General features: G+C 50.5%; 24 protein-coding genes, 1 tRNA gene and 2 pseudogenes. 11 read left to right on the forward strand and 16 right to left on the reverse strand.

What is annotated here, in order from left to right; genetic code table 11:
* Positions 1-105: 105 nt before the first annotated feature.
* The 7 genes and pseudogenes from BHE85_RS20750 to aspA all read right to left on the reverse strand — a co-directional run.
* Positions 106-1077: pseudogene (locus BHE85_RS20750) on the reverse strand (tyrosine-type recombinase/integrase); the annotation flags it as partial.
* A gap of 197 nt (positions 1078-1274) precedes the next feature.
* Positions 1275-1350 (reverse strand) — tRNA-Phe (locus BHE85_RS20755).
* 106 nt (positions 1351-1456) lie between these two features.
* Positions 1457-2032 (reverse strand): transcriptional regulator, encoded by a 576-nt coding sequence (locus tag BHE85_RS20760; RefSeq protein WP_001188521.1) that lies wholly within the window; start codon positions 2030-2032, stop codon positions 1457-1459.
* Between the two features lie 36 nt (positions 2033-2068).
* A complete protein-coding gene (dsbD, locus tag BHE85_RS20765; RefSeq protein ID WP_000068975.1) occupies positions 2069-3766 on the reverse strand; it encodes a protein-disulfide reductase DsbD in 1698 nt (565 codons plus the stop codon).
* Positions 3742-4080, reverse strand: a complete 339-nt coding sequence (cutA, locus tag BHE85_RS20770; RefSeq protein ID WP_000883400.1) for a divalent cation tolerance protein CutA — start codon at positions 4078-4080, stop codon at positions 3742-3744. The genes dsbD and cutA overlap by 25 nt, the downstream gene beginning before the upstream one ends.
* A 116-nt stretch (positions 4081-4196) precedes the next feature.
* Entirely contained in the window at positions 4197-5498 is a 1302-nt protein-coding gene (gene dcuA / locus BHE85_RS20775) for an anaerobic C4-dicarboxylate transporter DcuA (RefSeq protein WP_000961959.1), read from the reverse strand.
* A gap of 117 nt (positions 5499-5615) precedes the next feature.
* Entirely contained in the window at positions 5616-7052 is a 1437-nt protein-coding gene (aspA, locus tag BHE85_RS20780; protein ID WP_000069437.1) for an aspartate ammonia-lyase, read from the reverse strand.
* A gap of 336 nt (positions 7053-7388) precedes the next feature.
* Here aspA and BHE85_RS20785 point away from each other — a divergent pair, with 336 nt between their 5' ends.
* Positions 7389-7865, forward strand: coding sequence for an FxsA family protein (locus BHE85_RS20785; protein WP_001267448.1), 477 nt, complete (start codon positions 7389-7391; stop codon positions 7863-7865).
* A gap of 15 nt (positions 7866-7880) precedes the next feature.
* Here BHE85_RS20785 and yjeH read toward each other — a convergent pair whose 3' ends face one another.
* Entirely contained in the window at positions 7881-9137 is a 1257-nt protein-coding gene (gene yjeH, locus BHE85_RS20790) for an L-methionine/branched-chain amino acid transporter (RefSeq protein WP_039064352.1), read from the reverse strand.
* Positions 9138-9412: 275 nt separating this feature from the next.
* Between yjeH and BHE85_RS20795 the strand changes: the two genes are divergently transcribed.
* The 3 genes from BHE85_RS20795 (at position 9413) to BHE85_RS20805 (ending at position 11887) form a co-directional block, all read left to right on the forward strand.
* The gene (locus tag BHE85_RS20795; protein WP_001026276.1) at positions 9413-9706 is read left to right on the forward strand and encodes a co-chaperone GroES; all 294 of its coding nucleotides are present in this window, start codon (positions 9413-9415) and stop codon (positions 9704-9706) included.
* Between the two features lie 43 nt (positions 9707-9749).
* Positions 9750-11396: a chaperonin GroEL gene (gene groL / locus BHE85_RS20800; RefSeq protein WP_000729117.1), complete on the forward strand. Its 1647-nt coding sequence runs from the start codon at positions 9750-9752 to the stop codon at positions 11394-11396.
* Between the two features lie 137 nt (positions 11397-11533).
* Positions 11534-11887, forward strand: a complete 354-nt coding sequence (locus BHE85_RS20805; RefSeq protein WP_000558209.1) for a DUF4156 domain-containing protein — start codon at positions 11534-11536, stop codon at positions 11885-11887.
* A 202-nt stretch (positions 11888-12089) separates the two neighbouring features.
* Here the strand turns inward: BHE85_RS20805 and BHE85_RS20810 are convergent, their stop codons facing one another.
* Together BHE85_RS20810 and epmB are read right to left on the reverse strand one after the other, a co-directional pair.
* On the reverse strand, positions 12090-12959 hold the full coding sequence (locus BHE85_RS20810; RefSeq protein WP_001008051.1) for a YjeJ family protein: 870 nt from the start codon (positions 12957-12959) through the stop codon (positions 12090-12092).
* A gap of 373 nt (positions 12960-13332) precedes the next feature.
* Positions 13333-14382, reverse strand: a complete 1050-nt coding sequence (epmB, locus tag BHE85_RS20815) for an EF-P beta-lysylation protein EpmB (protein WP_000940527.1) — start codon at positions 14380-14382, stop codon at positions 13333-13335.
* Between the two features lie 41 nt (positions 14383-14423).
* Here epmB and efp point away from each other — a divergent pair, with 41 nt between their 5' ends.
* From efp to sugE, 4 genes are all read left to right on the forward strand, one after another.
* Positions 14424-14990, forward strand: coding sequence for an elongation factor P (efp, locus tag BHE85_RS20820; protein ID WP_000257278.1), 567 nt, complete (start codon positions 14424-14426; stop codon positions 14988-14990).
* A 51-nt stretch (positions 14991-15041) separates the two neighbouring features.
* Complete coding sequence (gene ecnA, locus BHE85_RS20825; protein WP_000977757.1) at positions 15042-15167, forward strand: lipoprotein antitoxin entericidin A; 126 nt, start codon at positions 15042-15044, stop codon at positions 15165-15167.
* Positions 15168-15277: 110 nt separating this feature from the next.
* Positions 15278-15424: a lipoprotein toxin entericidin B gene (gene ecnB / locus BHE85_RS20830; protein ID WP_000239596.1), complete on the forward strand. Its 147-nt coding sequence runs from the start codon at positions 15278-15280 to the stop codon at positions 15422-15424.
* A 181-nt stretch (positions 15425-15605) separates the two neighbouring features.
* On the forward strand, positions 15606-15923 hold the full coding sequence (gene sugE / locus BHE85_RS20835) for a quaternary ammonium compound efflux SMR transporter SugE (RefSeq protein ID WP_000118482.1): 318 nt from the start codon (positions 15606-15608) through the stop codon (positions 15921-15923).
* Here the strand turns inward: sugE and blc are convergent.
* The 6 genes from blc to frdA all read right to left on the reverse strand — a co-directional run bounded on the left by blc (position 15920) and on the right by frdA (position 21049).
* The gene (gene blc / locus BHE85_RS20840; RefSeq protein WP_001238381.1) at positions 15920-16453 is read right to left on the reverse strand and encodes a lipocalin Blc; all 534 of its coding nucleotides are present in this window, start codon (positions 16451-16453) and stop codon (positions 15920-15922) included. The two genes, sugE and blc, sit on opposite strands and share 4 nt — an antisense overlap.
* A gap of 88 nt (positions 16454-16541) precedes the next feature.
* Positions 16542-17675: a BlaEC family class C beta-lactamase gene (locus BHE85_RS20845; protein WP_004988656.1), complete on the reverse strand. Its 1134-nt coding sequence runs from the start codon at positions 17673-17675 to the stop codon at positions 16542-16544.
* A gap of 62 nt (positions 17676-17737) precedes the next feature.
* The gene (gene frdD, locus BHE85_RS20850) at positions 17738-18097 is read right to left on the reverse strand and encodes a fumarate reductase subunit FrdD (RefSeq protein ID WP_001299198.1); all 360 of its coding nucleotides are present in this window, start codon (positions 18095-18097) and stop codon (positions 17738-17740) included.
* A 10-nt stretch (positions 18098-18107) separates the two neighbouring features.
* Positions 18108-18503, reverse strand: a complete 396-nt coding sequence (gene frdC, locus BHE85_RS20855; RefSeq protein WP_000208752.1) for a fumarate reductase subunit FrdC — start codon at positions 18501-18503, stop codon at positions 18108-18110.
* Between the two features lie 10 nt (positions 18504-18513).
* On the reverse strand, positions 18514-19248 hold the full coding sequence (gene frdB / locus BHE85_RS20860) for a fumarate reductase iron-sulfur protein (RefSeq protein WP_000829498.1): 735 nt from the start codon (positions 19246-19248) through the stop codon (positions 18514-18516).
* Positions 19241-21049 carry a fumarate reductase (quinol) flavoprotein subunit gene (gene frdA / locus BHE85_RS20865; RefSeq protein ID WP_001192985.1) on the reverse strand — a complete coding sequence of 603 codons (1809 nt, stop codon included), beginning with the start codon at positions 21047-21049 and terminating at the stop codon, positions 19241-19243. Before frdA ends, frdB begins: the two co-directional genes overlap by 8 nt.
* Before the next feature lie 324 nt (positions 21050-21373).
* Between frdA and epmA the strand changes: the two genes are divergently transcribed.
* The 3 genes and pseudogenes from epmA to BHE85_RS20880 form a co-directional block, all read left to right on the forward strand.
* Positions 21374-22351, forward strand: a complete 978-nt coding sequence (gene epmA / locus BHE85_RS20870; protein ID WP_000004776.1) for an elongation factor P--(R)-beta-lysine ligase — start codon at positions 21374-21376, stop codon at positions 22349-22351.
* A 218-nt stretch (positions 22352-22569) separates the two neighbouring features.
* Positions 22570-23136, forward strand: a pseudogene (locus tag BHE85_RS20875) (amino acid permease); the annotation flags it as partial.
* Between the two features lie 56 nt (positions 23137-23192).
* Positions 23193-23357: IS1 family transposase (locus BHE85_RS20880; protein WP_047664789.1), on the forward strand; the 165-nt coding region annotated here is incomplete at its 3' end.

Raw genomic sequence — 23357 nt, forward strand, 5'->3', positions numbered from 1 at the left:
CATCCCGTATTGGGCACTATGATGCCGGAAATCTGCGAGGCTCCACACCTGCCAGTTTCACCCTTTTAACCATCATACTGCTCCGTGTTTAATTGTGTGAGATGCGTTCATTACATTTTCACTGATTGGTTTACGCGGGTCATGTGCTCCCGTAAAGATCAGACCATTTTCACCAGCCCATGTCTGTAGTTCTGTCAGTATGGCTACAGCCTGTTTGCTGAGTGGCACAAGATGTGGTGTTCGCATCTTGGAGCCCCGGTGTGAGAATTTTACGCCTGGCAGGGGTTCGCGTTCGGCTGGAATAGTCCACATGGCATTGTCAATATCAATTTCAGACCAGCGGGCGTATCTGAGTTCACTGGAACGAATAAAAACCAGTAAATTCAGCATAACGGCAAGCTGGGTGACAGTTTGCCCTTTGTAACTGCCAATACGCGACAAAAGTTCAGGCAGGCGAGAAAGATCAAGAGCGGGGCGATGCTGGCGTTTTACCGTAGTCAATGCGCCAGCCATATCCAGAGCAGGATTATATCTGATGATGCCAGACTGTACGGCATAACGCATTACGGCAGATATTCTTTGCTGCAGACGACTGGCGATTTCATAAATTTGTTTAGCTTCTGCAGCACGAACAGGGATAAGCAGATCCGGGGTATTGAGTGTTGTGATATCCCGGTTGCCGATAAAGGGGAAAACGTGAGTCTCGAGGCTTTTGAGTACTTTATCGCTGTGTGATTGTGCCCATTGTTTATTACTGGCATGCCAGCGTCGCGCAATATGTTCAAAAGAGAGCTGTAAATCAGGGACTACTTTTTTAGCTCTTTTCTGTTCGCAAGGGTCAACCCCCTCCGAAATCAGTTTTCGGGCCTCATCCCGTTTTGTACGAGCTTCGGAGAGAGAAACTTCTGGATACACACCAAGTGCCAGAGTCTTCTCCTTACCCAGAATACGATAACGGAGACGCCAGTAACGGGAGCCATTAGGATGTACCAGCAGGAACATGCCAGTCCCGTCAGTGAGTTTATAAGCCTTGTCAGTGGGCTTTGCAGCCCGGATTTTTGCGTCAGTCAGTGCCATAGTTCAGCCTTCTGAATGCGTTAAAGAGGGTACAAATTCTGTCGAACTGGGGTATGCCCGCAATTATACCCACACAATGGGGTTGATGTGGGGGGAATCTGGTTGAGTTCGGTAGAATTGATTTGTAGGCAGAACGCTTAAATCGTGGCGTTCTGAAACGAAAAACGAACCTCCGTAGAGGTCCGTTGATATGAATTTGGTGCCCGGACTCGGAATCGAACCAAGGACACGGGGATTTTCAATCCCCTGCTCTACCGACTGAGCTATCCGGGCAACGGGGCGCATTAAACCGTAATCTGCACATCTCGTCAACCTAATTTCAGTAAAAGCGATTCAACTGCTTAAGATTGCGGCAAATCGCTTCTTTTCTGTGTTTCTGTCAGGTCAATGCACCACCCTGGCGGCAGCGGGCGAAGCGCAGGATATCTTCCGCCAGCCGATGTGCAGTGTCGACATCCGCCTGGCTACGATTCACCAGCATTCGGCTTAAACAGCCTTCCAGCACCAGTTCCATCTGCTTTGCTACCATCGCCGGATCGTCAACTTCCAGTGTGGTTAACAGTTCGTGGGTGAAATCGTAGGCCGCGCTTTTTTGCTGATCGGCCAGTTGATGAATAGGGTGGCCAGGATCGGGATAAAACGTACAGGCAGCGATAAATAGACAGCCCGGATAGCGGTTGTTTTTAACGCACTCCGATAACGCCTGATAACGTGCCAGCTGCTTTTGTTCGGCGGTTTGCGTTTCGTCCAGCATCAGCTGACGACGCCAGACATCTATCTGTTGGCTAAGATAACGCAGCGCATCGTAGAGGATTGCCTCTTTGTCTGGCCAGAAGCGGCGTAGCTCGTCCAGTGGATAATCCACACGTTCAGCAACCATCTCCAGCGTGGTGTTGGCAATCCCTTGTAATTCTAATAATTTCAGGGCTTCTCCCAGTACATCTTCACGTTGCACGCTATTTTCCTCCGTCTTTCCCGCTGCAAGTGTCGTTCACGGTTGGCGATCGCGCAAATGTGCGCTGAAGGTTTCAGCATCCATAAAGCCCGTGACGCGTGCTTGTGGATGCTCCTGGCCTTGTCCGTCAAAAAAGAGAATTGTCGGTAGGCCAAGGACATTAAGATGCTTTAACAGCGCCACATCTTGTGCGTCGTTGGCCGTGATGTTGGCCTGAAGTAAGACCGTGTCTGCTAACGCTTTTTGCACCTGCGGGTCGCTGAAGGTGTATTTCTCAAACTCTTTACAGGCGACGCACCAGTCGGCATAAAGATCTAACATCACCGGTTTGCCTTTGGCTTCAACGAGCGCATGATTTAACTCATCTACCGTTTTGATTTGTGTAAAGTTGAGATGCGTCTGAGTTTGCGCGGTATGCGTCGCACCAAATGCCCAATCCTGAAGTGGGCGCACGCTAACCAATGCCGCTGCCAGCAGGATTATTTGCACCACGCGCATCCAACCGCGTTTAGCCTGTAGGCTGGTGATAAAGGCCCAGCCAAAGAATGCGACACCCAGCGCCGACCACAAGCGTAATCCCCATACATCACCAATCACTCGCTCCAGCAGGAAGACCGGCAGTGCGAGGATCACAAAACCAAACGCGGTTTTGACTTGTTCCATCCACGGGCCGCTTTTCGGCAGCAAGCGGTTACCAAAGACGGTAATTAGCATCAGCGGCAGGCCCATGCCCAACGCATAGAGATAAAGCGTGCCGCCGCCCAGCCACATGTTCCCGCTTTGGGCGATATACAGCAGAATCGCGCTAAGCGGTGCGGTGGTGCATGGTGAACAGATAAGTCCGGCAATCGCCCCCATAACAAACACACCGCCAGGTGAGCCGCCCTGTTGGCGATTGCTCATCAACGTGAGACGTGTTTGCAGCGAAGAGGGGAGTTGTAGAGTAAACAAGCCAAACATTGACATCGCCAGCAAGGTAAAGACGATGGCGAGGCCAATGAGCACGTATGGGTGCTGTAGCGCCGCCTGGAACTGTAACCCTGCGGCGGCAACTACCAGACCCAGCGCCGTGTAAGTCAGTGCCATCCCCTGCACATAAATAAAGGTCAGCAACAATGCTCTGGCAGTGGAGAGCCGCTGTTTACCACCCAGCACGATGCCAGAAATCAGTGGGTACATTGGCAGCACGCATGGCGTAAAGGCGATACCAATACCGATCAACAACGCCCAGAGCGCGGAAAAGGGCAATTGCGCGGTGTGCTGCTCTTGCTGCGAAACAGACACAGGCTGTGACGCTGCGTTGTTGGCGACCACTTCGCTTAACGGAACGGTTTTGGTTTCTGGCGGATAACAGAAACCGGCATCAGCACAGCCCTGGTAGGTGACAGTTAACGTCGCTCCCGCACTCGCCTGGTTGATGGTTACGGGAAGCGTCAGCCGATCGCGGTAAATCTCGCTTTTGCCGTAAAACTCATCTTCATGCCAGACGCCTTGCGGCAGCTGCACGTCGGCAATTTTCGCGTGTTCCGGCGTAATGCGGATCTGTTTACGGTAGAGGTAGTAACCGTCTTTGATCTGCCAGGTCAGATTAAGGTCATGTTGGTTTTGCTGAAAATCAAAAGTAAAGGCTTGATCCGCGGGGACAAATTGTGAACGTCCCGGCGCGTCGAATAATCCGGCAAAAACGGAAGTGCTGCAAAGTAGCAGGATCAGCGTAAAGATGCGTTGAGCCATGAGAGGTAATCTGTGTCTCCGTGTGTAACAGGTAAAACCAGAAGTTCCGGGGTTTGATATGGATGATGAGACTTCAGGCATTCCAGCAGTGCCTGCTGGTGAGATACGGTAGTTTTTAAAATCATCTGCACTTCGTATTCTTGCTCCAGCTTACCTTCCCAGTAATAGAGAGAGGTAGCGCCGGGGATCAAGGTCGCGCAGGCCGCCAGTTTTTCCGCCAGCACTTTGGCAGCTAAATCCTGGGCTGTCGCTTCATCTGGTGCCGTACATAGCACCACGACAGACGCGGTATTCGAACTTTTTTCATCAAGCATAAACACCTCGCAAGAACAGATGGAACCGCAAGAGAGAGGTCACTATACAACGTACGGGGGAAGGATGTTAGTCGGCGGGAAAGAAAGCGGGGGCGTGAACGCCCCGCGATTGATCATTACAGCATGAAGCTACCCAGCACGAAGCCGAAGCAAACGGCCAGGGCAACACCCAGAGTACCCGGGATGAAGAACGGATGGTTGAAGACGAATTTACCGATACGGGTAGTACCCGTGTCATCCATCTGTACCGCAGCAACCAGCGTCGGGTAGGTCGGCAGAATGAACAGACCAGACACCGCAGCGAAAGAAGCAACAGCGGTCAGCGGTGAAACGTTCAGTGCCAGAGCCATCGGCATCAGTGCTTTTGCGGTTGCAGCCTGAGAGTACAGCAGAGCAGAAGCAAAGAAGAAGATGACGGCCAGCAGCCACGGATGACCCTGAATCACTTCACCAGCGGTATCTTTGATCCAGTCGATGTTGTTGGAAACGAAAGTATCGCCCAGCCACGCAACACCCAGGATACAAATACAGGCGCTCATACCTGCTTTGAAGGTGCTGGAGTTGAGGATGTTGTCGGTATCGACTTTACAGATAACGGTGGTCAGAGTTGCAACGCTGAGCATGATGATCAGGATTGCGTTGGTGGTGTTCATCAGCGGTTTTTCAACCAGACCCATGCTTGGGCTGTTGATGATTGCATAGATAACCACGCCAACTACGCCCAGCAGGAACAGCCAGACGGACGTTTTTGCACCGGATTTGATTTCAATCTGCTTTTCACCGCGCAGTTCAACCAGGCCCTCTTCCAGACGCTTGCGATAAATCGGATCGTCAGAGAGTTTGGAGTTGAACAGCATAGTGACCAGAAAGGACATCACCAGAACCGCCAGCAGGGTGGACGGGATGACCACGGAGAGCAGATGGAGGTAGCTGATGCCATGACCTTCCATCACGGAAGACATGTAAACCACTGCCGCTGAGATTGGCGATGCGGTGATCGCAATCTGCGCGGATACCACTGCAGTAGAGAGCGGACGGCAAGGTTTAACGCCTTGTTCCTTCGCAACTTCAGCGATAACTGGCAGTGTCGCCAGAGAGATGTTGCCAGTACCAGCAAAGATTGTCAGGAAATAGGTCACGATAGGTGCGAGGATCGTGATGTATTTCGGGTTACGGCGCAGCAGCTTTTCTGTCTGATGAACCAGATAGTCCAGACCGCCAGCAACCTGCATGGCAGAAATAGCGGCGATAACCGCCATGATAATGGAAATGACATCGAACGGGATGTTACCGGGTTTAACGCCAATAGCGGCAAGAACCAGCACCCCCAATCCGCCTGCAAAACCAATACCTATTCCCCCCAATCTGGCGCCCAAGAAGATCGCCAGCAAAACTATGATGAGTTCTACAACTAGCATATTAGCCTTCCTTGTTTTTTAACAAGTTGATATTAGGTTGTTGTTTTTAAGTTACTGTTCACAAGAAAAAAGGCACGTCATCTGACGTGCCTTCTTTATTTGTACTACCCTGTACGATTACTGTTCGCTTTCATCAGTATAGCGTTTTGCTTTGTAAGCCGGGTGCATCAGATTCTGTACGGAGAAAATATCGTCAAGTTCCGCTTCAGTCAACAGACCGCGTTCCAGAACGACTTCACGTACACTCTTACCGGTTTCGGCACAGATTTTACCCACGATGTCACCGTTGTGGTGACCGATGAACGGGTTCAGGTAAGTAACGATACCGATAGAGTTGTAAACGTAACCTTCGCACACTTCTTTGTTAGCAGTGATGCCGTTAATGCATTTTTCCAGCAGGTTGTAGCAAGCGTTGGTCAGAATGTGAACGGATTCGAACATGGCCTGGCCAATGACCGGCTCCATAACGTTCAACTGCAGCTGACCTGCTTCTGCTGCCATGGTAACAGTGGTGTCGTTACCGATGACTTTGAAGCATACCTGGTTAACCACTTCCGGAACAACCGGGTTTACTTTAGCTGGCATGATGGAAGAGCCCGCCTGCAGTTCCGGCAGGTTGATCTCGTTCAGGCCGGCACGTGGGCCAGAAGAGAGCAAGCGCAGGTCGTTACAGATTTTGGACATCTTCACAGCCAGGCGTTTCAGCGCGCCGTGAACCATAACATAAGCGCCGCAGTCAGAGGTCGCTTCGATCAGGTCTTCAGCCGGTACGCATGGGAAGCCAGTGACTTCAGCCAGTTTTTTCACTGCCAGCGGAGAGTACTCTTTCGGCGTGTTCAGACCAGTACCGATTGCTGTTGCGCCAAGGTTAACTTCCAGCAGCAGTTCAGCGGTACGTTGGATATTTTTCACTTCTTCTTTCAGCAGGATGCTGAAAGCGCGGAATTCCTGACCGAGGGTCATCGGTACTGCGTCCTGCAGCTGGGTACGACCCATTTTCAGGATGTCCTGGAATTCGACAGCTTTACGTTCAAAGCCTTCACGCAGTTGGTTAATCGCATCTACCAGCTTAATCAGGGAAGAGTAAACTGCGATACGGAAACCGGTCGGGTAGGCGTCGTTAGTGGACTGACATTTGTTAACATGGTCGTTCGGGTTCAGGTACTGATATTCACCTTTCTGGTGACCCATCAGTTCCAGACCGATATTGGCCAGCACTTCGTTGGTGTTCATGTTTACGGAAGTACCTGCGCCGCCCTGGTAGACGTCTACCGGGAACTGATCCATGCATTTTCCGTTGTTCAGGACTTCATCACATGCGGCAATGATGGCATTCGCTACACTTTTAGGAATGGTTTGCAGCTCTTTGTTTGCCATAGCTGCGGCTTTTTTAACCATTACCATACCGCGAACAAATTCAGGAATATCACTGATTTTGTTGTTGCTGATATAGAAGTTTTCAATCGCTCTCAGAGTGTGAACACCATAGTAGGCATCAGCTGGAACTTCCCTGGTACCCAACAGATCTTCTTCGATACGAATGTTGTTTGACATGTGAACCTTCTTTTTCAAGCTGCCAATGATTTGCTTTAAACACACAGAATATATGTGGTTTCGAATGTTTTTCGACCGACGATTATCCCCTGCATCGACCGAATACCCGAGATCATATGCTGCTTGAGGATTTCTACCGTAATCTGGATCACTTTAAGTGTCGGTTTTTACCCCTTAATTATTAATTTGTGAAATAGATCACCGCTTTGGGATTACTACCAAAAATAGTTGCGCAAACATCTTGAAATTTTGCTAATGACCACAATATAAGCTGAACGCGATTCGCAACCCATTCAGGTAGCCGGGTTTTACCGGCTGCTATTACAGGAGAAACCTTTGCGCTGGTTACCTTTTATTGCCATTTTCCTTTATGTCTATATTGAGATTTCAATCTTTATTCAGGTTGCCCATGTATTGGGGGTATTGCTGACCCTCGTGCTGGTTATATTCACGTCAGTTATCGGGATGTCACTGGTACGTAACCAGGGCTTTAAGAATTTCGTGCTGATGCAGCAAAAAATGGCGGCGGGTGAAAACCCAGCGGCGGAGATGATTAAAAGTGTTTCGCTGATCATTGCCGGTTTGCTGCTTTTATTACCGGGCTTTTTCACCGACTTCCTCGGTCTTCTGCTTTTATTACCGCCGGTGCAAAAGCATCTGACAGTGAAGTTGATGCCGCATTTGCGCTTTTCTCGTATGCCAGGCGGCGGTTTTAGCGCCGGGACCGGTGGCGGTAATACTTTTGATGGTGAGTACCAGCGAAAGGATGATGAGCGCGACCGCCTTGATCATAAAGACGATCGCCAGGATTAATGTCGAAACGCCGGATTATGTGATTATGCCATTTTCCGGCGTTTTTCGTTTTGGCAGCAACAGCCATAACCCCGCCAGCACGATCAGCGCATAGAGACTTTTCCAGCCGACCATTGCCAGTAACAGAACGCATAACAGCCCGCCAACCACCGCCAGTAGTCGATAACGTCCTTGCAATAATTTACAGCCTGCCAGCATGCATAACAGATAAATCATAATAAAGATGCCATTGGCATAAATAATAAGAGCGTCCAGACTGATCTCTAAAGCATGAATCACCAAAGTGCTCACCACACAGCAGCCGAGCACCGCATTGAGGGCATTATTCGGGATATGGCGAGAAGAGAGGCGTGCCAGGTAGTGGTCAGGATTATGTTGCGCCTGCGACCAGACCAGGCGGGCGAAGCTCTGTATATAAATGTTGAGACTGGCAAAGCAGGCCAGATAGCCAATCACGCAGGCAATCCATAACGCTCCTACACCGAACAGTTGCACTACAATTTTTGGAAGCGATGCTGCCGCCGCCATTTTTTCACCATAGGCGTCGAAGTGTAAGACGACTACCGTACAGCCCCAGTAGACTAATCCTGCCAGCAGCAGACCAATCATCAATGCGCGAGGAAAATCACGCTCTGGATTTTTAAATTCCGAGGCAAGATGGGCAAATGCTTCCAGACCGACAAAACACCAGAACATCACTGATAACGCAGCAAATAACCCGGTAAGTTCGATATTACCAGGTGCCGGGAAGGGGATATTCGCAGGTTTGATATCGCCCGCCCACCAGATAGCGACAATCAGCGCGACGATAAGTCCGGCAATAACGGTTTGTAGATTAGCACTGGAACTGGCACTGCGAGTACCGATATACCACACCAGCGCCAGCGTACCGAGTTCTGCCAACAACAGTTGCCAGCTATGCCAGCCAAACATTGCCTGGCCGAACCCGGCGGCAATTTGTAGCGCGGCTGGCAAACCCACGGGAATGACCGATAAAAACAACCAGCCGGTGACTCGCTCAAGCCGCGAACCAAACGCCATACCGACGAAGTGCGCGACACCGCCTGCGCAGGGATAGTGGCGACCCAGAATCGCAAACACAATCGCAATCGGGAACACTAAGATAATCAAAACGGGCCACGCCCACAGGCTGTTATTGCCTGCTACCTGTGCAGCTAACGCAGGAACGGCAAACACGCCGGTGCCTAATAATGACGTCGATAGCAGGCCAATGCCCTGGGCCAGCCCCAGTTCTTGTTTGAGTCCACTCATGGGTTGATATCCGATTGCGCCCAAATTTTGGGCAACTGCGTAGATTTTCGATGGTAGCACAATCAGATTCGCTTATGACGGCGATGAAGAAATTGCGATGAAATGTGAGGTGAATCAGGGTTTTCACCCGATTTTGTGCTGATCAGAATTTTTTTTCTTTTTCCCCCTTGAAGGGGCGAATCCTCATCCCCATTTCTCTGGTCACCAGCCGGGAAACCACGTAAGCTCCGGCGTCACCCATAACAGATACGGACTTTCTCAAAGGAGAGTTATCAATGAATATTCGTCCATTGCATGATCGCGTGATCGTCAAGCGTAAAGAAGTTGAAACTAAATCTGCTGGCGGCATCGTTCTGACCGGCTCTGCAGCGGCTAAATCCACCCGCGGCGAAGTGCTGGCTGTCGGCAATGGCCGTATCCTTGAAAATGGCGAAGTGAAGCCGCTGGATGTGAAAGTTGGCGACATCGTTATTTTCAACGATGGCTACGGTGTGAAATCTGAGAAGATCGACAATGAAGAAGTGTTGATCATGTCCGAAAGCGACATTCTGGCAATTGTTGAAGCGTAATCCTCGCACGACACTGAACATACGAATTTAAGGAATAAAGATAATGGCAGCTAAAGACGTAAAATTCGGTAACGACGCTCGTGTGAAAATGCTGCGCGGCGTAAACGTACTGGCAGATGCAGTGAAAGTTACCCTCGGTCCGAAAGGCCGTAACGTAGTTCTGGATAAATCTTTCGGTGCACCGACCATCACCAAAGATGGTGTTTCCGTTGCTCGTGAAATCGAACTGGAAGACAAGTTCGAAAATATGGGTGCGCAGATGGTGAAAGAAGTTGCCTCTAAAGCGAACGACGCTGCAGGCGACGGTACCACCACTGCAACCGTACTGGCTCAGGCTATCATCACTGAGGGTCTGAAAGCAGTTGCTGCGGGCATGAACCCGATGGACCTGAAACGTGGTATCGACAAAGCTGTTACCGCTGCAGTTGAAGAACTGAAAGCGCTGTCCGTACCATGCTCTGACTCTAAAGCGATTGCTCAGGTTGGTACCATCTCCGCTAACTCCGACGAAACCGTAGGTAAACTGATCGCTGAAGCGATGGACAAAGTCGGTAAAGAAGGCGTTATCACCGTTGAAGACGGTACCGGTCTGCAGGACGAACTGGACGTGGTTGAAGGTATGCAGTTCGACCGTGGCTACCTGTCTCCTTACTTCATCAACAAGCCGGAAACTGGCGCAGTAGAACTGGAAAGCCCGTTCATCCTGCTGGCTGACAAGAAAATCTCCAACATCCGCGAAATGCTGCCGGTTCTGGAAGCCGTTGCTAAAGCAGGTAAACCGCTGCTGATCATCGCTGAAGATGTTGAAGGCGAAGCGCTGGCAACTCTGGTTGTTAACACCATGCGTGGCATCGTGAAAGTTGCTGCGGTTAAAGCTCCGGGCTTCGGCGATCGCCGTAAAGCTATGCTGCAGGATATCGCAACCCTGACTGGCGGTACCGTAATCTCTGAAGAGATCGGTATGGAGCTGGAAAAAGCAACCCTGGAAGACCTGGGTCAGGCTAAACGTGTTGTGATCAACAAAGACACCACCACCATCATTGATGGCGTGGGTGAAGAAGCTGCAATCCAGGGCCGTGTTGCTCAGATCCGTCAGCAGATTGAAGAAGCAACTTCTGACTACGACCGTGAAAAACTGCAGGAGCGCGTAGCGAAACTGGCAGGCGGCGTTGCAGTTATCAAAGTAGGTGCTGCTACCGAAGTTGAAATGAAAGAGAAAAAAGCACGCGTTGAAGATGCCCTGCACGCGACCCGTGCTGCGGTAGAAGAAGGCGTGGTTGCTGGTGGTGGTGTTGCGCTGATCCGCGTAGCGTCTAAACTGGCTGACCTGCGTGGTCAGAACGAAGACCAGAACGTGGGTATCAAAGTTGCACTGCGTGCAATGGAAGCTCCGCTGCGTCAGATCGTATTGAACTGCGGCGAAGAACCGTCTGTTGTTGCTAACACTGTTAAAGGCGGCGACGGCAACTACGGTTACAACGCAGCAACCGAAGAATACGGCAACATGATCGACATGGGTATCTTGGATCCAACCAAAGTAACCCGTTCTGCTCTGCAGTACGCGGCTTCTGTGGCTGGCCTGATGATCACCACCGAGTGCATGGTTACCGACCTGCCGAAAAACGATGCAGCTGACTTAGGCGCTGCTGGCGGTATGGGCGGCATGGGTGGCATGGGCGGCATGATGTAATTGCCCTGCACCTCGCAGAAATAAACAAACCCCCGGGCAGAAATGTCTGGGGGTTTTTCTTTTGGTCATCTTTCTAGTATAAGATTCAGACACGGACGACGCGAGTGGCGTCCAGCTCATTGATTATGGGGAATAACATGCACGTAAAATACTTAGCAGGGATTGTCGGTGCCGCGCTACTGATGGCGGGTTGTAGCTCCAGCAACGAATTGAGTGCTGCCGGTCAGAGTGTACGCATTGTGGACGAGCAGCCAGGCGCAGAGTGCCAGCTGATTGGTACTGCGACAGGTAAGCAAAGCAACTGGCTTTCCGGGCAACACGGAGAAGAGGGCGGTTCTATGCGCGGCGCAGCAAACGATCTGCGCAACCAGGCGGCTGCAATGGGCGGTAACGTGATTTATGGCATCAGCAGCCCGTCGCAGGGAATGTTGTCCAGTTTTGTCCCGACGGATAGCCAGATTATCGGTCAGGTTTATAAGTGCCCGAACTGATGTGATCCAGAGGCTGGGTGACAAACGTATTATTGCCTGATGCGCTTCGCTTATCAGGCCTACAGCAGGCATTGCAACTGATTGAATGCTTGAGAATTTGTAGGCCGGATAAGGCGTTTACGCCGCATCCGGCATGACCAACGATCACGTTATCAGTCATTTCAGGCTGGATGGCTCCAGCCTCGCATTAGCAAAGATGAGATTATTTCGCCTGTGGTGCAGTTTTGCTGGTGGATTGAACACGTAAGTGATGCAGCGCGCGTAAGCATTGATCCTGGGTTAGCGGTTGGGCGTTATTCGCCGCTACGGTGCGAACATAGACCTGACATGGCACACCCGCGAGTTTTTTCAGTCGTGGGCTGAAATCAAGCATTCGGCGAGTGATCGCCTCTACTTCTTTACCCGGCGTTGCTTCACGCGTTTTCACCACTGCGCCGCTAAATTGTTCTTTGCCACTTTCATCTTTAAAGCGGTAAAGCACCGCCAGATAATGGTCGAACAAGTTATGTTTCCATTCCGGTTGGGAATAGGTGTCATATTCCAGATTGCCATTTTCCTGGCAGTCAACGTCATATAACGGCAGGAAATCTAACAGTGAGGTAATACGTAATGCCAGTTCACGCATTTCCGCATTATTAATTGCATGAATGATTGCTCGCGCTAGCATTTCAATCTGCAACTCATTGACGACTAACTCACATTTGCTACCGTCATGTAGCGTTAATACGAAGGTAAGATTTTCGCCTTGATTATCGGTAAGTTCCAGCGTGTTAACCCGACGATTAATATCGGCATTTTTAAGCTCATCAACCAGAATTTCTGGGATGTTTTCTGCCATTTTCTTAATGACTTTATCGCGAGCTTGCTCATACTGAAGGCGTGCAGCAGCATCCAGTTTATGCTTTTGATGCAGACGACTTTCCAGCGCAATCAGCAGGTCGCGCAGTTCCATGACAGACATAAAGAACAACGATTCTTTATTGCGAGGTTCTTTAATTTTCAGCGCCAGTGCAATGAAATTATTACTCTTGCGAATAACACCGGTATTAACACCCTTGATGCTTATGGCCATGTAGGTTCTCCCTAACCATTTCTCAATTAAATAATTAATTTTAATTTATAAGCCAGATAAATGGGCTTGGTAGTAATAGTTGTTAAAATAACATAAATAGCCGTGCTCACTCTATATAAACAGAAAAGAAAGGTTAATTATTGGTGTTAGCTATATAAAAAGTAACAACAGCAATGCATATGAATAATTAAAGGTTATGCAACGGGCAAAGATTAAATTTCTCAGTTTAATGACAGGTTGCTGTACTTGCGTTTGTTGCTCTTGCCGGATGCGGCGTAAACGCCTTATCCGGCCTACAGTTCATTGCAAATCCATTCAATTTCAATGCACGATGTAGGCCTGATAAGCGTAGCGCATCAGGCAATTTTAATGTTTAACTTCCCTGTTTAATCAGTAACTGCTGGCGTAGCTGGAGATCCAGCGGCGTTTTGCTGGGTTCGCCGCCAATTTCTCGCGCCAGTTTCGGCACCAGATATCCCGACACCAATGTCAGCAACTCACGCATAATCTGCCGTGCTTCGTCATCACTCACCATAAAATGCGCTGCGCCCTGTACTTTATCGAGCACATGCAGGTAATACGGCATCACGCCGGCATCGAACAACGCATTACTCAGGTTTGCCAGCGTTTGTGCGTTATCGTTCACATCACGTAACAGAACGCTCTGGTTCAGCAAAGTAACGCCTACCCGGCGCAACTTAGCCATCGCCTGACGGAATGTTTCATCTATCTCATTGGCATGGTTGATGTGATTCACCAGCAGGATTTGCAGCGTAGAATGTGAAAAGCGTTCAACCAGCGCATCTGTGATGCGTGCCGGGATCACAATCGGCAGACGACTGTGAATCCGCAGACGTTTGATATGCGGGATGGCTTCCAGTTGTGTGAGCAACCAGTCCAGCTCGTGATCTTTCGCCATCAGCGGATCGCCGCCGGAGAAAATCATCTCGTCCAGTTCCGGATGCGCAGCAACATACTCAAGTGCAGTCTGCCAGTTACGCTTGTTGCCCTGATTTTCGGCATAGGGGAAGTGGCGACGGAAGCAATAGCGGCAATTTACCGCGCAGCCGCCTTTGACCAGCAAAAGCGCCCGGTTGTGGTATTTATGCAACAAACCAGGCACTACGCTGTGCTGTTCTTCCAGTGGGTCGGTGGAGAATCCGGACGCGACGACAAACTCATCTTGCGAGGTAAGTACCTGACGCAAAAGAGGATCGTCCGGATTGCCTTTCTCCATGCGATCGATAAATGAGCGGGGCACACGCAGGGCAAACAGCTTTTTGGCGCTGCGTCCGGCCAACAGTTTTTCGTCCGCGTCTATATTCAAAAGACGCAGAAGTTCATCAGGATCGGTCACAACATCGGCAAGTTGCGTTAACCAATCTTCTCTGGATGGGGTATTTAGGGTTACAATATGCGCCATTTTGTGGCTTAGCTACCAATTAACAAATTTCAGAGGGCCTTATGGCAACGTACTATAGCAACGATTTTCGTGCTGGTCTTAAAATCATGTTAGACGGCGAACCTTACGCGGTTGAAGCGAGTGAATTCGTAAAACCGGGTAAAGGCCAGGCATTTGCTCGCGTTAAACTGCGTCGTCTGCTGACCGGTACTCGCGTAGAAAAAACCTTCAAATCTACTGATTCCGCTGAAGGCGCTGATGTTGTCGATATGAACCTGACTTACCTGTACAACGACGGTGAGTTCTGGCACTTCATGAACAACGAAACTTTCGAGCAGCTGTCTGCTGATGCAAAAGCAATTGGCGATAACGCTAAATGGCTGCTGGATCAGGCAGAGTGTATCGTAACTCTGTGGAATGGTCAGCCGATCTCCGTTACTCCGCCGAACTTCGTTGAACTGGAAATCGTTGATACCGATCCGGGCCTGAAAGGTGATACCGCAGGTACTGGCGGCAAACCGGCTACCCTGTCTACTGGCGCTGTGGTTAAGGTTCCGCTGTTCGTACAAATCGGCGAAGTCATCAAAGTGGATACCCGCTCTGGTGAATACGTCTCTCGCGTGAAGTAATGCGGTTGTGGTGCGGCCTGCAGGCTGCACCATCACTTATTCAGGTCAGAGATGATGAAACGCCTTATCGTTCTTGTTTTGCTTGCCAGTACGCTGCTCACGGGCTGTAACACCGCTCGCGGTTTCGGCGAAGACATCAAACATCTCGGCAACTCCATCTCTCGCGCTGCCAGCTAATTTTTCTTCTCTTCCGAAAAATCATCAGATTTCCGTCATTTTTGGCGATGTTGTCTATTATTAATTTGCTATAGGCAAACATAAATAACATTACCTAAAAGGAAGACGTTATGGTGAAGAAGACAATTGCAGCGATCTTTTCTGTTCTGGTGCTTTCAACAGTATTAACTGCCTGCAACACCACGCGTGGCGTTGGTGAAGACATTTCTGATGGCGGTAACGCGATTTCTGGCGCAGCAACGAAAGCGCAGCAATAGCAATAAGCAATAACGGTACGACAGCTGTGTCGTGCCGTTTGTTTTTTCTGCGATAGTCACTAAGGTAATAGTTGAAATTCCCCTGCCACCTGGCAAAATATCCGTTCAACCATCAGCTTTGCAGGACGACCTGCAAACGCGTCTTTTCACCGGGGACGGCCCCAATTCTCCGGAGCCTGATATGTCCTGGATTATCTTAGTTATTGCTGGTCTGCTGGAAGTGGTATGGGCCGTTGGCCTGAAATATACCCACGGCTTTAGTCGTTTGACGCCGAGTGTTATTACCGTGACGGCGATGATTGTCAGTATGGCGCTACTTGCCTGGGCGATGAAATCGTTACCAGTAGGGACGGCTTATGCCGTGTGGACGGGTATTGGCGCAGTCGGCGCGGCTATCACCGGCATTGTGCTGCTCGGTGAGTCCGCTAACCCGATGCGCCTGGCGAGTCTGGCGTTAATCGTATTGGGGATTATTGGTCTGAAACTCAGCACTCACTAACTACCGGGCTGCTGTACCCAAATAAACTTACTGACATCAAACCCTTCCCGGGTCGCGACTGCCAGCATCTCCTGTTTCACTTCGTCAGAAATGGTTGGCGTGCGGGAGAGTATCCACAGGTAGTCGCGGTCCGGGCCGCAAACCAGCGCATGGCGGTATTCCCGATCAAGTGCAATGACGTTATAACCGCCATAGAAAGGACCAAAGAATGACACTTTCAGCGCAGCGCGTGTTGGTGCGCCGGTAAAGTACGCTTTCCCTTCACTCTGCTGCCACATTTCTCTGTCAGGGTTATAGCCTTTATTGATGACATTCAGGCCGCCGCCATCACGCAGACTGTATGTTGCGGTGACTTTTTCCAGTCCACGTTCAAAACGGTGATCAAAACGGGCAATCTCATACCAGGTACCGAGATAGCGTTTAGCGTCGAAATTATTCACTACTGTCACGCCACGCGGCGGCGTAGGAGAACTGCAGGCAACGACCAGAAATGCAGCTGTCGCTGCGGCAACGAGAGGGAGCAGGCGCATAAATGTTTCCTTACTGGTTTTTTTCTAAGTGTAGATGACAGCAAGGAAAAGCGCAGAAAAGGTCCGAAAATTCGGACCCGATGAAATTTTACTGTAGAGCGTTGAGAATCTGACAGGCGGCGGCGACTCTCGCTGGATTGGGATAGTTTTTGTTAGCCAGCATCACGATACCCAGCTCTTTTTCTGGAATAAACGCGACATAGCTACCAAATCCGCCGGTCGCCCCCGTTTTATGTACCCATGATGCGCGTACTGCAGGAGTTGGGGGCTTAATCGCTTTTACCGGGCGTGCTGCCAGTGCAATTTTATTGTCACTGCCGTTAATGATGCTGTCAGGATTGACCGGCCAGTCCAGCATTTCCCAGCCCAGGCCCTGATACATATCGCCGGTTTGCCAGTAGCGAGATTGTGCCAGTTGTATCCCTTGTTGAAGCGTTTTCTCATTGATATCAAGGGGGGTTAAATTGCTTTGCACCCAGCGGGCCATATCTTCAATGGTCGACTTCACACCATAAGCTTCAGCATCTAACGCCCCTGGCGAAACATGAACTGCCTTGCCTTCGCGATATCCCCAGGCGTAATTCTTTTCTTCTGCGGGCGGTACATTAATCCACGTATGGTTGAGTTTGAGTGGCTGGAAGACACGAGTTTGCATCGCCTGCTCAAAACTCAAACCAGACGGCTTCACAGCCAGTGCGCCGAACAAACCGATACTGGAGTTGGCATACAGACGTTGTGTTCCTGGAGCCCATGCAGGCTGCCAGTTTTGATAGAAGCGCAGCAAGTCGCTTGAGGATTTCACTTCATCCGGCATCTGCAATGGCAGGCCGCCAGCGGTGTAGGTCGCAAGATGTAATAGTGTGATCCCATTCCACTGTTTAGCGGTAAGTTCAGGCCAGTATTTTGTTGCGGGATCGCTTAACTTGATTTCCCCTCGAGCAATAGCATCGCCACCAAGCACGCCCGTAAATGTTTTGCTGACCGAACCTAACTCAAACAACGTTTGCTGTGTGACGGGCTGCTTTTTGGCGATGTCCGCATAGCCCCAGGTAAAGTAATAAGGTTTACCCTGATAAATTACCGCCACCGCCATACCGGGGATCTTTTGTTGCTCTATAAGCGGGGTAATTGTGCGATGCACAATATCGTTGATTTGTTGAGGGGCAGCAAATGTGGAGCAAGAGGCGGTAATTAATAAGGCGCAGAGCGTCGTTTTGAACATAAGGTCTGGTTTCCATACAAAACGGCCCGCCATAGGCGGGCCGGATTTACATTGGCGATACGTTAGATTGTAACGATACCAATCAGCGTGACAACTGTCAGGATAGCAGCCAGACCGTAGAAAACCCATTTGCCCGCAGGCACGTGAATTTTCAGATCGTGCATCGCGTGGTGCATACGGTGTAAACCACACCACAGCGGCAGAACGATCATCAGGAACAGGAATACGCGACCAATGAAGCTCTGCGCGAACGCCAGAACGCGCTCGTAGCTCAGCGCATCACCCGGAAACAGCCCCAGTGGCAGCAGAATACCCACCAGCAGGATCATCACCGGCGCAATAATTGCGCTCCACATACCACCGGCCCCGAAGAGGCCCCAGAATACCGGTTCGTCAGAACGCTTTGGATTTGGATTAATCATCTCAGGCTCCTTACCAGTACAGGGCAACAAACAGGATTACGATGGTGGCAACCACAGTTACCGCCCAGAGACTTTTGATAATTGGCTCTGGTCCCATTTTTTCGTCTTTTACAATGATATTGGCCGCTTTCGGTGCCAGTTCAAACCAGGTTTTGGTGTGCAGCAGAGCTGCCGCCAGAGTGATCAGGTTAATGATCACGATAACCGGGTTTTGTAAAAAGTCGACGAATCCCGCCCAGGCGTCCGGGCCATTTTTCAGGGCAAACAGCCCGAAAATCAGTTCAATGCTGAACCACACAGCCGGAACCGCCGTGCCTTCGCGCAGCATGTAAAAGCGATAAAACGGCAATTTTTTCCACCAGGTGGACGTCATTGGCCGTACATACGGTTTACGTTTAGTCGTCATGTTGCACTCCTTAGCGTGGTTTCAGGGTCGCGATAAGAAAGTCTTTCGAACTTTCTACTTTGCCCTGCTGAATGGCCGCAGCCGGATCGACGTGTTTCGGGCAGACTTCGGAGCAATAGCCCACGAAAGTACAGCTCCATACGCCGTTCTGGCTGTTCAACTGCGCCATACGCTCCTTCTTACCGTGGTCGCGGCTATCTTCGTTATAACGATGCGCCAGCGTAATGGCAGCCGGACCGATGAACTCTGGGTTCAGGCCAAACTGCGGGCACGCGGCGTAGCACAGACCACAGTTGATGCAACCGGAGAACTGGTGATACTTTGCCATCTGCGCCGGGGTCTGGATGTTAGTACCCTGATCCGCGGTGCGGGAGTTGCCGATGATGTACGGTTTGATCGCTTCCAGACTTTCGATGAAGTGGGTCATATCGACCACCAGATCGCGTTCAATCGGGAAGTTAGCTAACGCTTCAACCTTCATACCGTCGGTGTAATCACGCAGGAAGGTTTTACATGCCAGTTTTGGCACGTTGTTAACCATCATGCCGCAGGAACCACAAATCGCCATACGGCAGGACCAGCGGTAACTCAGGTCCGGTGCCAGGTTGTCTTTGATGTAGCCCAGCGCATCCAGTAATGAGGTAGTTGCGTCATAAGGCACTTCATAGAATGCGCTATGCGGTGCGGTATCGACTTCCGGGTTATAGCGCACCACCTCAATTTTCAGGTTTTTCATCTCAGCCATTCGCCTTCTCCTTCTTATTGGCTGCTTCCGCCTTATCGGCTGCATCCGCTTCGCCACCGTAAACGCGTTTAGCTGGCGGCAGCGTAGTAATCTTCACGTCGCTGTACTCCAGGCGAGTCGTGCCATCAGCATCGCGGAAGGCGAGGGTGTGTTTGAGGAAGTTGACGTCGTCACGCTCGGTGCAACCTTCGTCCAGACGCTGGTGTGCGCCGCGGGACTCTTTACGTGCCATTGCGGAGTGCGCCATACATTCAGCAACGTTCAGACCGTGGCCCAGTTCAATGGTGTAGAGCAGGTCGGTGTTGAACACGCTGGAGGTGTCGGTGATGCGCACGCGCTTGAAGCGTTCCTGCAGCTCTGCCAGCTTGTCGATGGTTTTCTGCATCAGTTCCGGCGTACGGTAGATACCGCAACCTTCTTCCATTGCTAGGCCCATTTCGTCGCGGATCTTCGCCCAGTTTTCGCCGCCATCCTGGTTAACCAGATCTTTCAGACGTTGTTCAACGCCAGCTGCCTGCGCTTCAATTGCCTCTTCGTTGCCATTACCGGCAGTTGCTGCACGCTCTGTCGCTTGTTCACCGGCCATACGGCCGAAGACCACCAGTTCCGCCAGGGAGTTGGAGCCCAGACGGTTTGCACCGTGCAGACCAACAGAGGAACATTCACCCACGGCGAACAGACCTTTAATGCGGGTTTCACAGTTCTGATCGGTTTCGATACCGCCCATGGTGTAGTGTGCGGTCGGACGTACCGGAATCGGTTCTTTAACCGGATCGACGCCAACGTACGCTTTCGCCAGTTCGCAGATGAACGGCAGACGTTCATGCAGTTTTTTCTCGCCGAGGTGACGCAAGTCGAGATAAACCACATCGCCACGCGGCGTGGAGATGGTGTTGCCTTTACGCCATTCGTGCCAGAAGGCCTGAGAAACTTTGTCGCGTGGACCCAGTTCCATATATTTGTTTTTCGGCTCGCCCAGCGGAGTTTCCGGGCCCATGCCGTAATCTTGCAGATAACGGTAGCCATTTTTGTTGACCAGAATACCGCCTTCACCACGGCAGCCTTCGGTCATCAGGATACCGGAACCTGGCAGACCGGTTGGGTGATACTGAACGAATTCCATGTCACGCAGCGGAACGCCGTGGCTTAGCGCCATACCCATACCGTCACCGGTAACGATGCCGCCGTTGGTGTTGTAACGATAAACGCGACCCGCACCGCCAGTAGCCATAACGACCGCGTTAGCACGGATCTGCACCAGCGTGCCTTCCATCATGTTCATTGCTACCAGGCCGCGAACATGACCATCATCAACCAGAATATCCAGCACGAAATGTTCGTCAAAACGCTGGATCTGCGGGAATTGCAGAGAGGTCTGGAACAGCGTGTGCAGCATATGGAAGCCGGTCTTATCGGCGGCGAACCAGGTGCGCTCGATTTTCATGCCGCCGAAGCGACGTACGTTGACGCTACCATCCGGGCGACGGCTCCATGGGCACCCCCACAGTTCCAGTTGGGTCATTTCGGTTGGGCAGTGGTGGACGAAATAATCCACGACATCCTGCTCACACAACCAGTCGCCACCCGCTACTGTATCGTGAAAGTGATATTCGAAGCTGTCATGATCCTGCGCGACAGCGGCGGAGCCCCCTTCTGCAGCAACGGTATGGCTACGCATCGGGTATACTTTTGAGATTAGTGCGATTTTTGCATTTGGATTTGCCTGCGCGGCAGCAATTGCAGCACGTAATCCCGCGCCACCGGCGCCTACAATGGCAAGATCGGCTTGAAAGGTTTGCACGACATTCCTCCAGATTGTTTTTATCCCACAGCCCCGTACTTCAGGGTAAGTGCCTGAAAGTTACGGTCTGCGAACGCTATTCCACTGCTCCTTTATAGGTACAACAGTATAGTCTGATGGATAAGTCTGAAATTTGACGAGATCGATTTTTTTAGTGCGCAAGAGGGCTAAATTATCACTGAAGATGATTAATTTAATTACTAAACCATCAGATCGTGCTTTTTTTAGTCACTGCCCACCGCTGTTTGATTCCTGCGTAAAATTTGTCTCGCCGTCGCGTTGCGAGTAGACTTCGTGCCCTTGTCAAAAACTGGAGATTTAACTATGAGCGAAACGGCATCCTGGCAGCCGAGCGCATCCATTCCTAACTTATTAAAACGCGCGGCGATTATGGCGGAGATCCGTCGTTTCTTTGCTGATCGTGGAGTGCTGGAGGTGGAGACGCCTTGTATGAGCCAGGCGACGGTAACCGATATTCATTTGGTCCCGTTTGAGACACGTTTCGTTGGCCCCGGGCATTCGCAGGGGATGAATCTCTGGTTAATGACCAGCCCGGAATACCATATGAAACGCCTGCTGGTTGCCGGTTGTGGGCCGGTATTCCAGCTGTGCCGCAGCTTCCGTAATGAAGAGATGGGGCGTTATCACAACCCTGAGTTCACTATGCTTGAGTGGTATCGACCGCACTATGATATGTACCGGTTGATGAACGAGGTGGACGATCTCTTACAACAGGTGCTGGACTGCCCGGCAGCAGAAAGCCTTTCTTATCAACAAGCTTTCTTGCGTTATCTGGAAATTGACCCGCTCTCTGCCGACAAAACGCAACTGCGGGAAGTCGCAGCGAAACTGAATTTGAGTAACGTTGCTGATACCGAAGAAGACCGCGACACGTTGCTACAATTGCTGTTTACCTTTGGCGTAGAGCCAAATATTGGCAAAGAAAAACCGACCTTTGTGTACCACTTTCCAGCCAGCCAGGCATCACTGGCGCAAATCAGTACCGAAGATCATCGGGTCGCTGAACGCTTTGAGGTTTATTATAAAGGTATTGAGCTGGCGAATGGTTTCCATGAATTAACGGATGCCCGTGAGCAGCAACAACGCTTTGAACAAGATAACCGTAAGCGCGCGGCGCGCGGTTTGCCGCAGCACCCCATTGACCAGAATCTGATTGAAGCCTTGAAAGTCGGTATGCCTGACTGTTCCGGCGTGGCATTAGGTGTTGATCGTCTGGTGATGTTGGCGCTGGGCGCGGAGACACTGGCTGAAGTCATCGCCTTTAGCGTTGACCGGGCATAATTCTGAAAAATTACTGAATTAACAGCGAAGAATGGCGTGATAAGCGCCATTCTGTAGCATATGTTTTCATTTTTCCGTTAAAGGCCACAATTTAAGACTGGATATTTGATATCATCCGGGTATCAATTCTGTATTGGTTTTTACGCTGCCTGCTCAATGTTGCGCAGTGCAGTTCAGTGGGCACGTGTTATACACGCGCTGAAATGAAGGATGGTTTCATGCCTCACACGATAAAAAAGATGAGTCTGATAGGACTCATATTGATGATCTTTACTTCCGTATTTGGATTTGCCAATAGCCCATCGGCTTATTACTTAATGGGTTATAGTGCGATTCCCTTTTATATATTTTCTGCATTGTTATTCTTTATTCCATTCGCCTTAATGATGGCTGAAATGGGAGCTGCTTATCGCAAAGAAGAAGGTGGTATCTATTCCTGGATGAATAATAGTGTCGGACCACGTTTTGCCTTCATTGGTACGTTTATGTGGTTTTCCTCTTATATCATCTGGATGGTGAGTACCTCCGCGAAAGTTTGGGTACCGTTCTCAACATTCCTCTATGGTAGCGACATGACCCAGCACTGGCGTATTGCCGGACTGGAGCCTACGCAGGTGGTTGGTCTGCTGGCAGTAGCATGGATGATTCTGGTCACCGTCGTTGCTTCAAAGGGGATTAATAAAATTGCCCGCATTACTGCGGTGGGCGGTATTGCAGTAATGTGTCTGAATTTAGTATTGCTGTTAGTAAGCATTACTATTTTGTTATTAAATGGTGGGCATTTCGGGTAATGCTGCCAACTTACTGATTTAGTGTATGATGGTGATTTTAAGGTGCTTGCGTGGCTTCCATTTCCATCAGATGTCCTTCCTGCTCCGCTACTGAAGGCGTGGTGCGTAACGGCAAAAGCACTGCCGGACATCAGCGCTATCTCTGCTCTCATTGCCGTAAAACATGGCAACTACAGTTCACTTACACCGCCTCTCAGCCCGGTACGCACCAGAAA

Origin of the sequence: Shigella sp. FC1567, from assembly GCF_001743015.1 — a bacterium.
In the GTDB taxonomy this organism is placed as follows: Bacteria; Pseudomonadota; Gammaproteobacteria; order Enterobacterales; family Enterobacteriaceae; genus Escherichia; species Escherichia coli.

What these genes read in the sequence shown, in the direction of transcription:
- yjeH (WP_039064352.1), bottom strand. Translation starts at nt 9,137, where the DNA reads ATGAGTGGACTCAAACAAGAACTGGGGCTGGCCCAGGGCATTGGCCTG.
- efp (WP_000257278.1), top strand. Translation starts at nt 14,424, where the DNA reads ATGGCAACGTACTATAGCAACGATTTTCGTGCTGGTCTTAAAATCATG.
- cutA (WP_000883400.1), bottom strand. Translation starts at nt 4,080, where the DNA reads ATGCTTGATGAAAAAAGTTCGAATACCGCGTCTGTCGTGGTGCTATGT.
- aspA (WP_000069437.1), bottom strand. Translation starts at nt 7,052, where the DNA reads ATGTCAAACAACATTCGTATCGAAGAAGATCTGTTGGGTACCAGGGAA.
- epmA (WP_000004776.1), top strand. Translation starts at nt 21,374, where the DNA reads ATGAGCGAAACGGCATCCTGGCAGCCGAGCGCATCCATTCCTAACTTA.
- BHE85_RS20845 (WP_004988656.1), bottom strand. Translation starts at nt 17,675, where the DNA reads ATGTTCAAAACGACGCTCTGCGCCTTATTAATTACCGCCTCTTGCTCC.
- ecnA (WP_000977757.1), top strand. Translation starts at nt 15,042, where the DNA reads ATGATGAAACGCCTTATCGTTCTTGTTTTGCTTGCCAGTACGCTGCTC.
- BHE85_RS20805 (WP_000558209.1), top strand. Translation starts at nt 11,534, where the DNA reads ATGCACGTAAAATACTTAGCAGGGATTGTCGGTGCCGCGCTACTGATG.
- dsbD (WP_000068975.1), bottom strand. Translation starts at nt 3,766, where the DNA reads ATGGCTCAACGCATCTTTACGCTGATCCTGCTACTTTGCAGCACTTCC.
- BHE85_RS20795 (WP_001026276.1), top strand. Translation starts at nt 9,413, where the DNA reads ATGAATATTCGTCCATTGCATGATCGCGTGATCGTCAAGCGTAAAGAA.
- frdD (WP_001299198.1), bottom strand. Translation starts at nt 18,097, where the DNA reads ATGATTAATCCAAATCCAAAGCGTTCTGACGAACCGGTATTCTGGGGC.
- frdB (WP_000829498.1), bottom strand. Translation starts at nt 19,248, where the DNA reads ATGGCTGAGATGAAAAACCTGAAAATTGAGGTGGTGCGCTATAACCCG.
- ecnB (WP_000239596.1), top strand. Translation starts at nt 15,278, where the DNA reads ATGGTGAAGAAGACAATTGCAGCGATCTTTTCTGTTCTGGTGCTTTCA.
- dcuA (WP_000961959.1), bottom strand. Translation starts at nt 5,498, where the DNA reads ATGCTAGTTGTAGAACTCATCATAGTTTTGCTGGCGATCTTCTTGGGC.
- blc (WP_001238381.1), bottom strand. Translation starts at nt 16,453, where the DNA reads ATGCGCCTGCTCCCTCTCGTTGCCGCAGCGACAGCTGCATTTCTGGTC.
- groL (WP_000729117.1), top strand. Translation starts at nt 9,750, where the DNA reads ATGGCAGCTAAAGACGTAAAATTCGGTAACGACGCTCGTGTGAAAATG.
- epmB (WP_000940527.1), bottom strand. Translation starts at nt 14,382, where the DNA reads ATGGCGCATATTGTAACCCTAAATACCCCATCCAGAGAAGATTGGTTA.
- sugE (WP_000118482.1), top strand. Translation starts at nt 15,606, where the DNA reads ATGTCCTGGATTATCTTAGTTATTGCTGGTCTGCTGGAAGTGGTATGG.
- BHE85_RS20810 (WP_001008051.1), bottom strand. Translation starts at nt 12,959, where the DNA reads ATGGCCATAAGCATCAAGGGTGTTAATACCGGTGTTATTCGCAAGAGT.
- frdC (WP_000208752.1), bottom strand. Translation starts at nt 18,503, where the DNA reads ATGACGACTAAACGTAAACCGTATGTACGGCCAATGACGTCCACCTGG.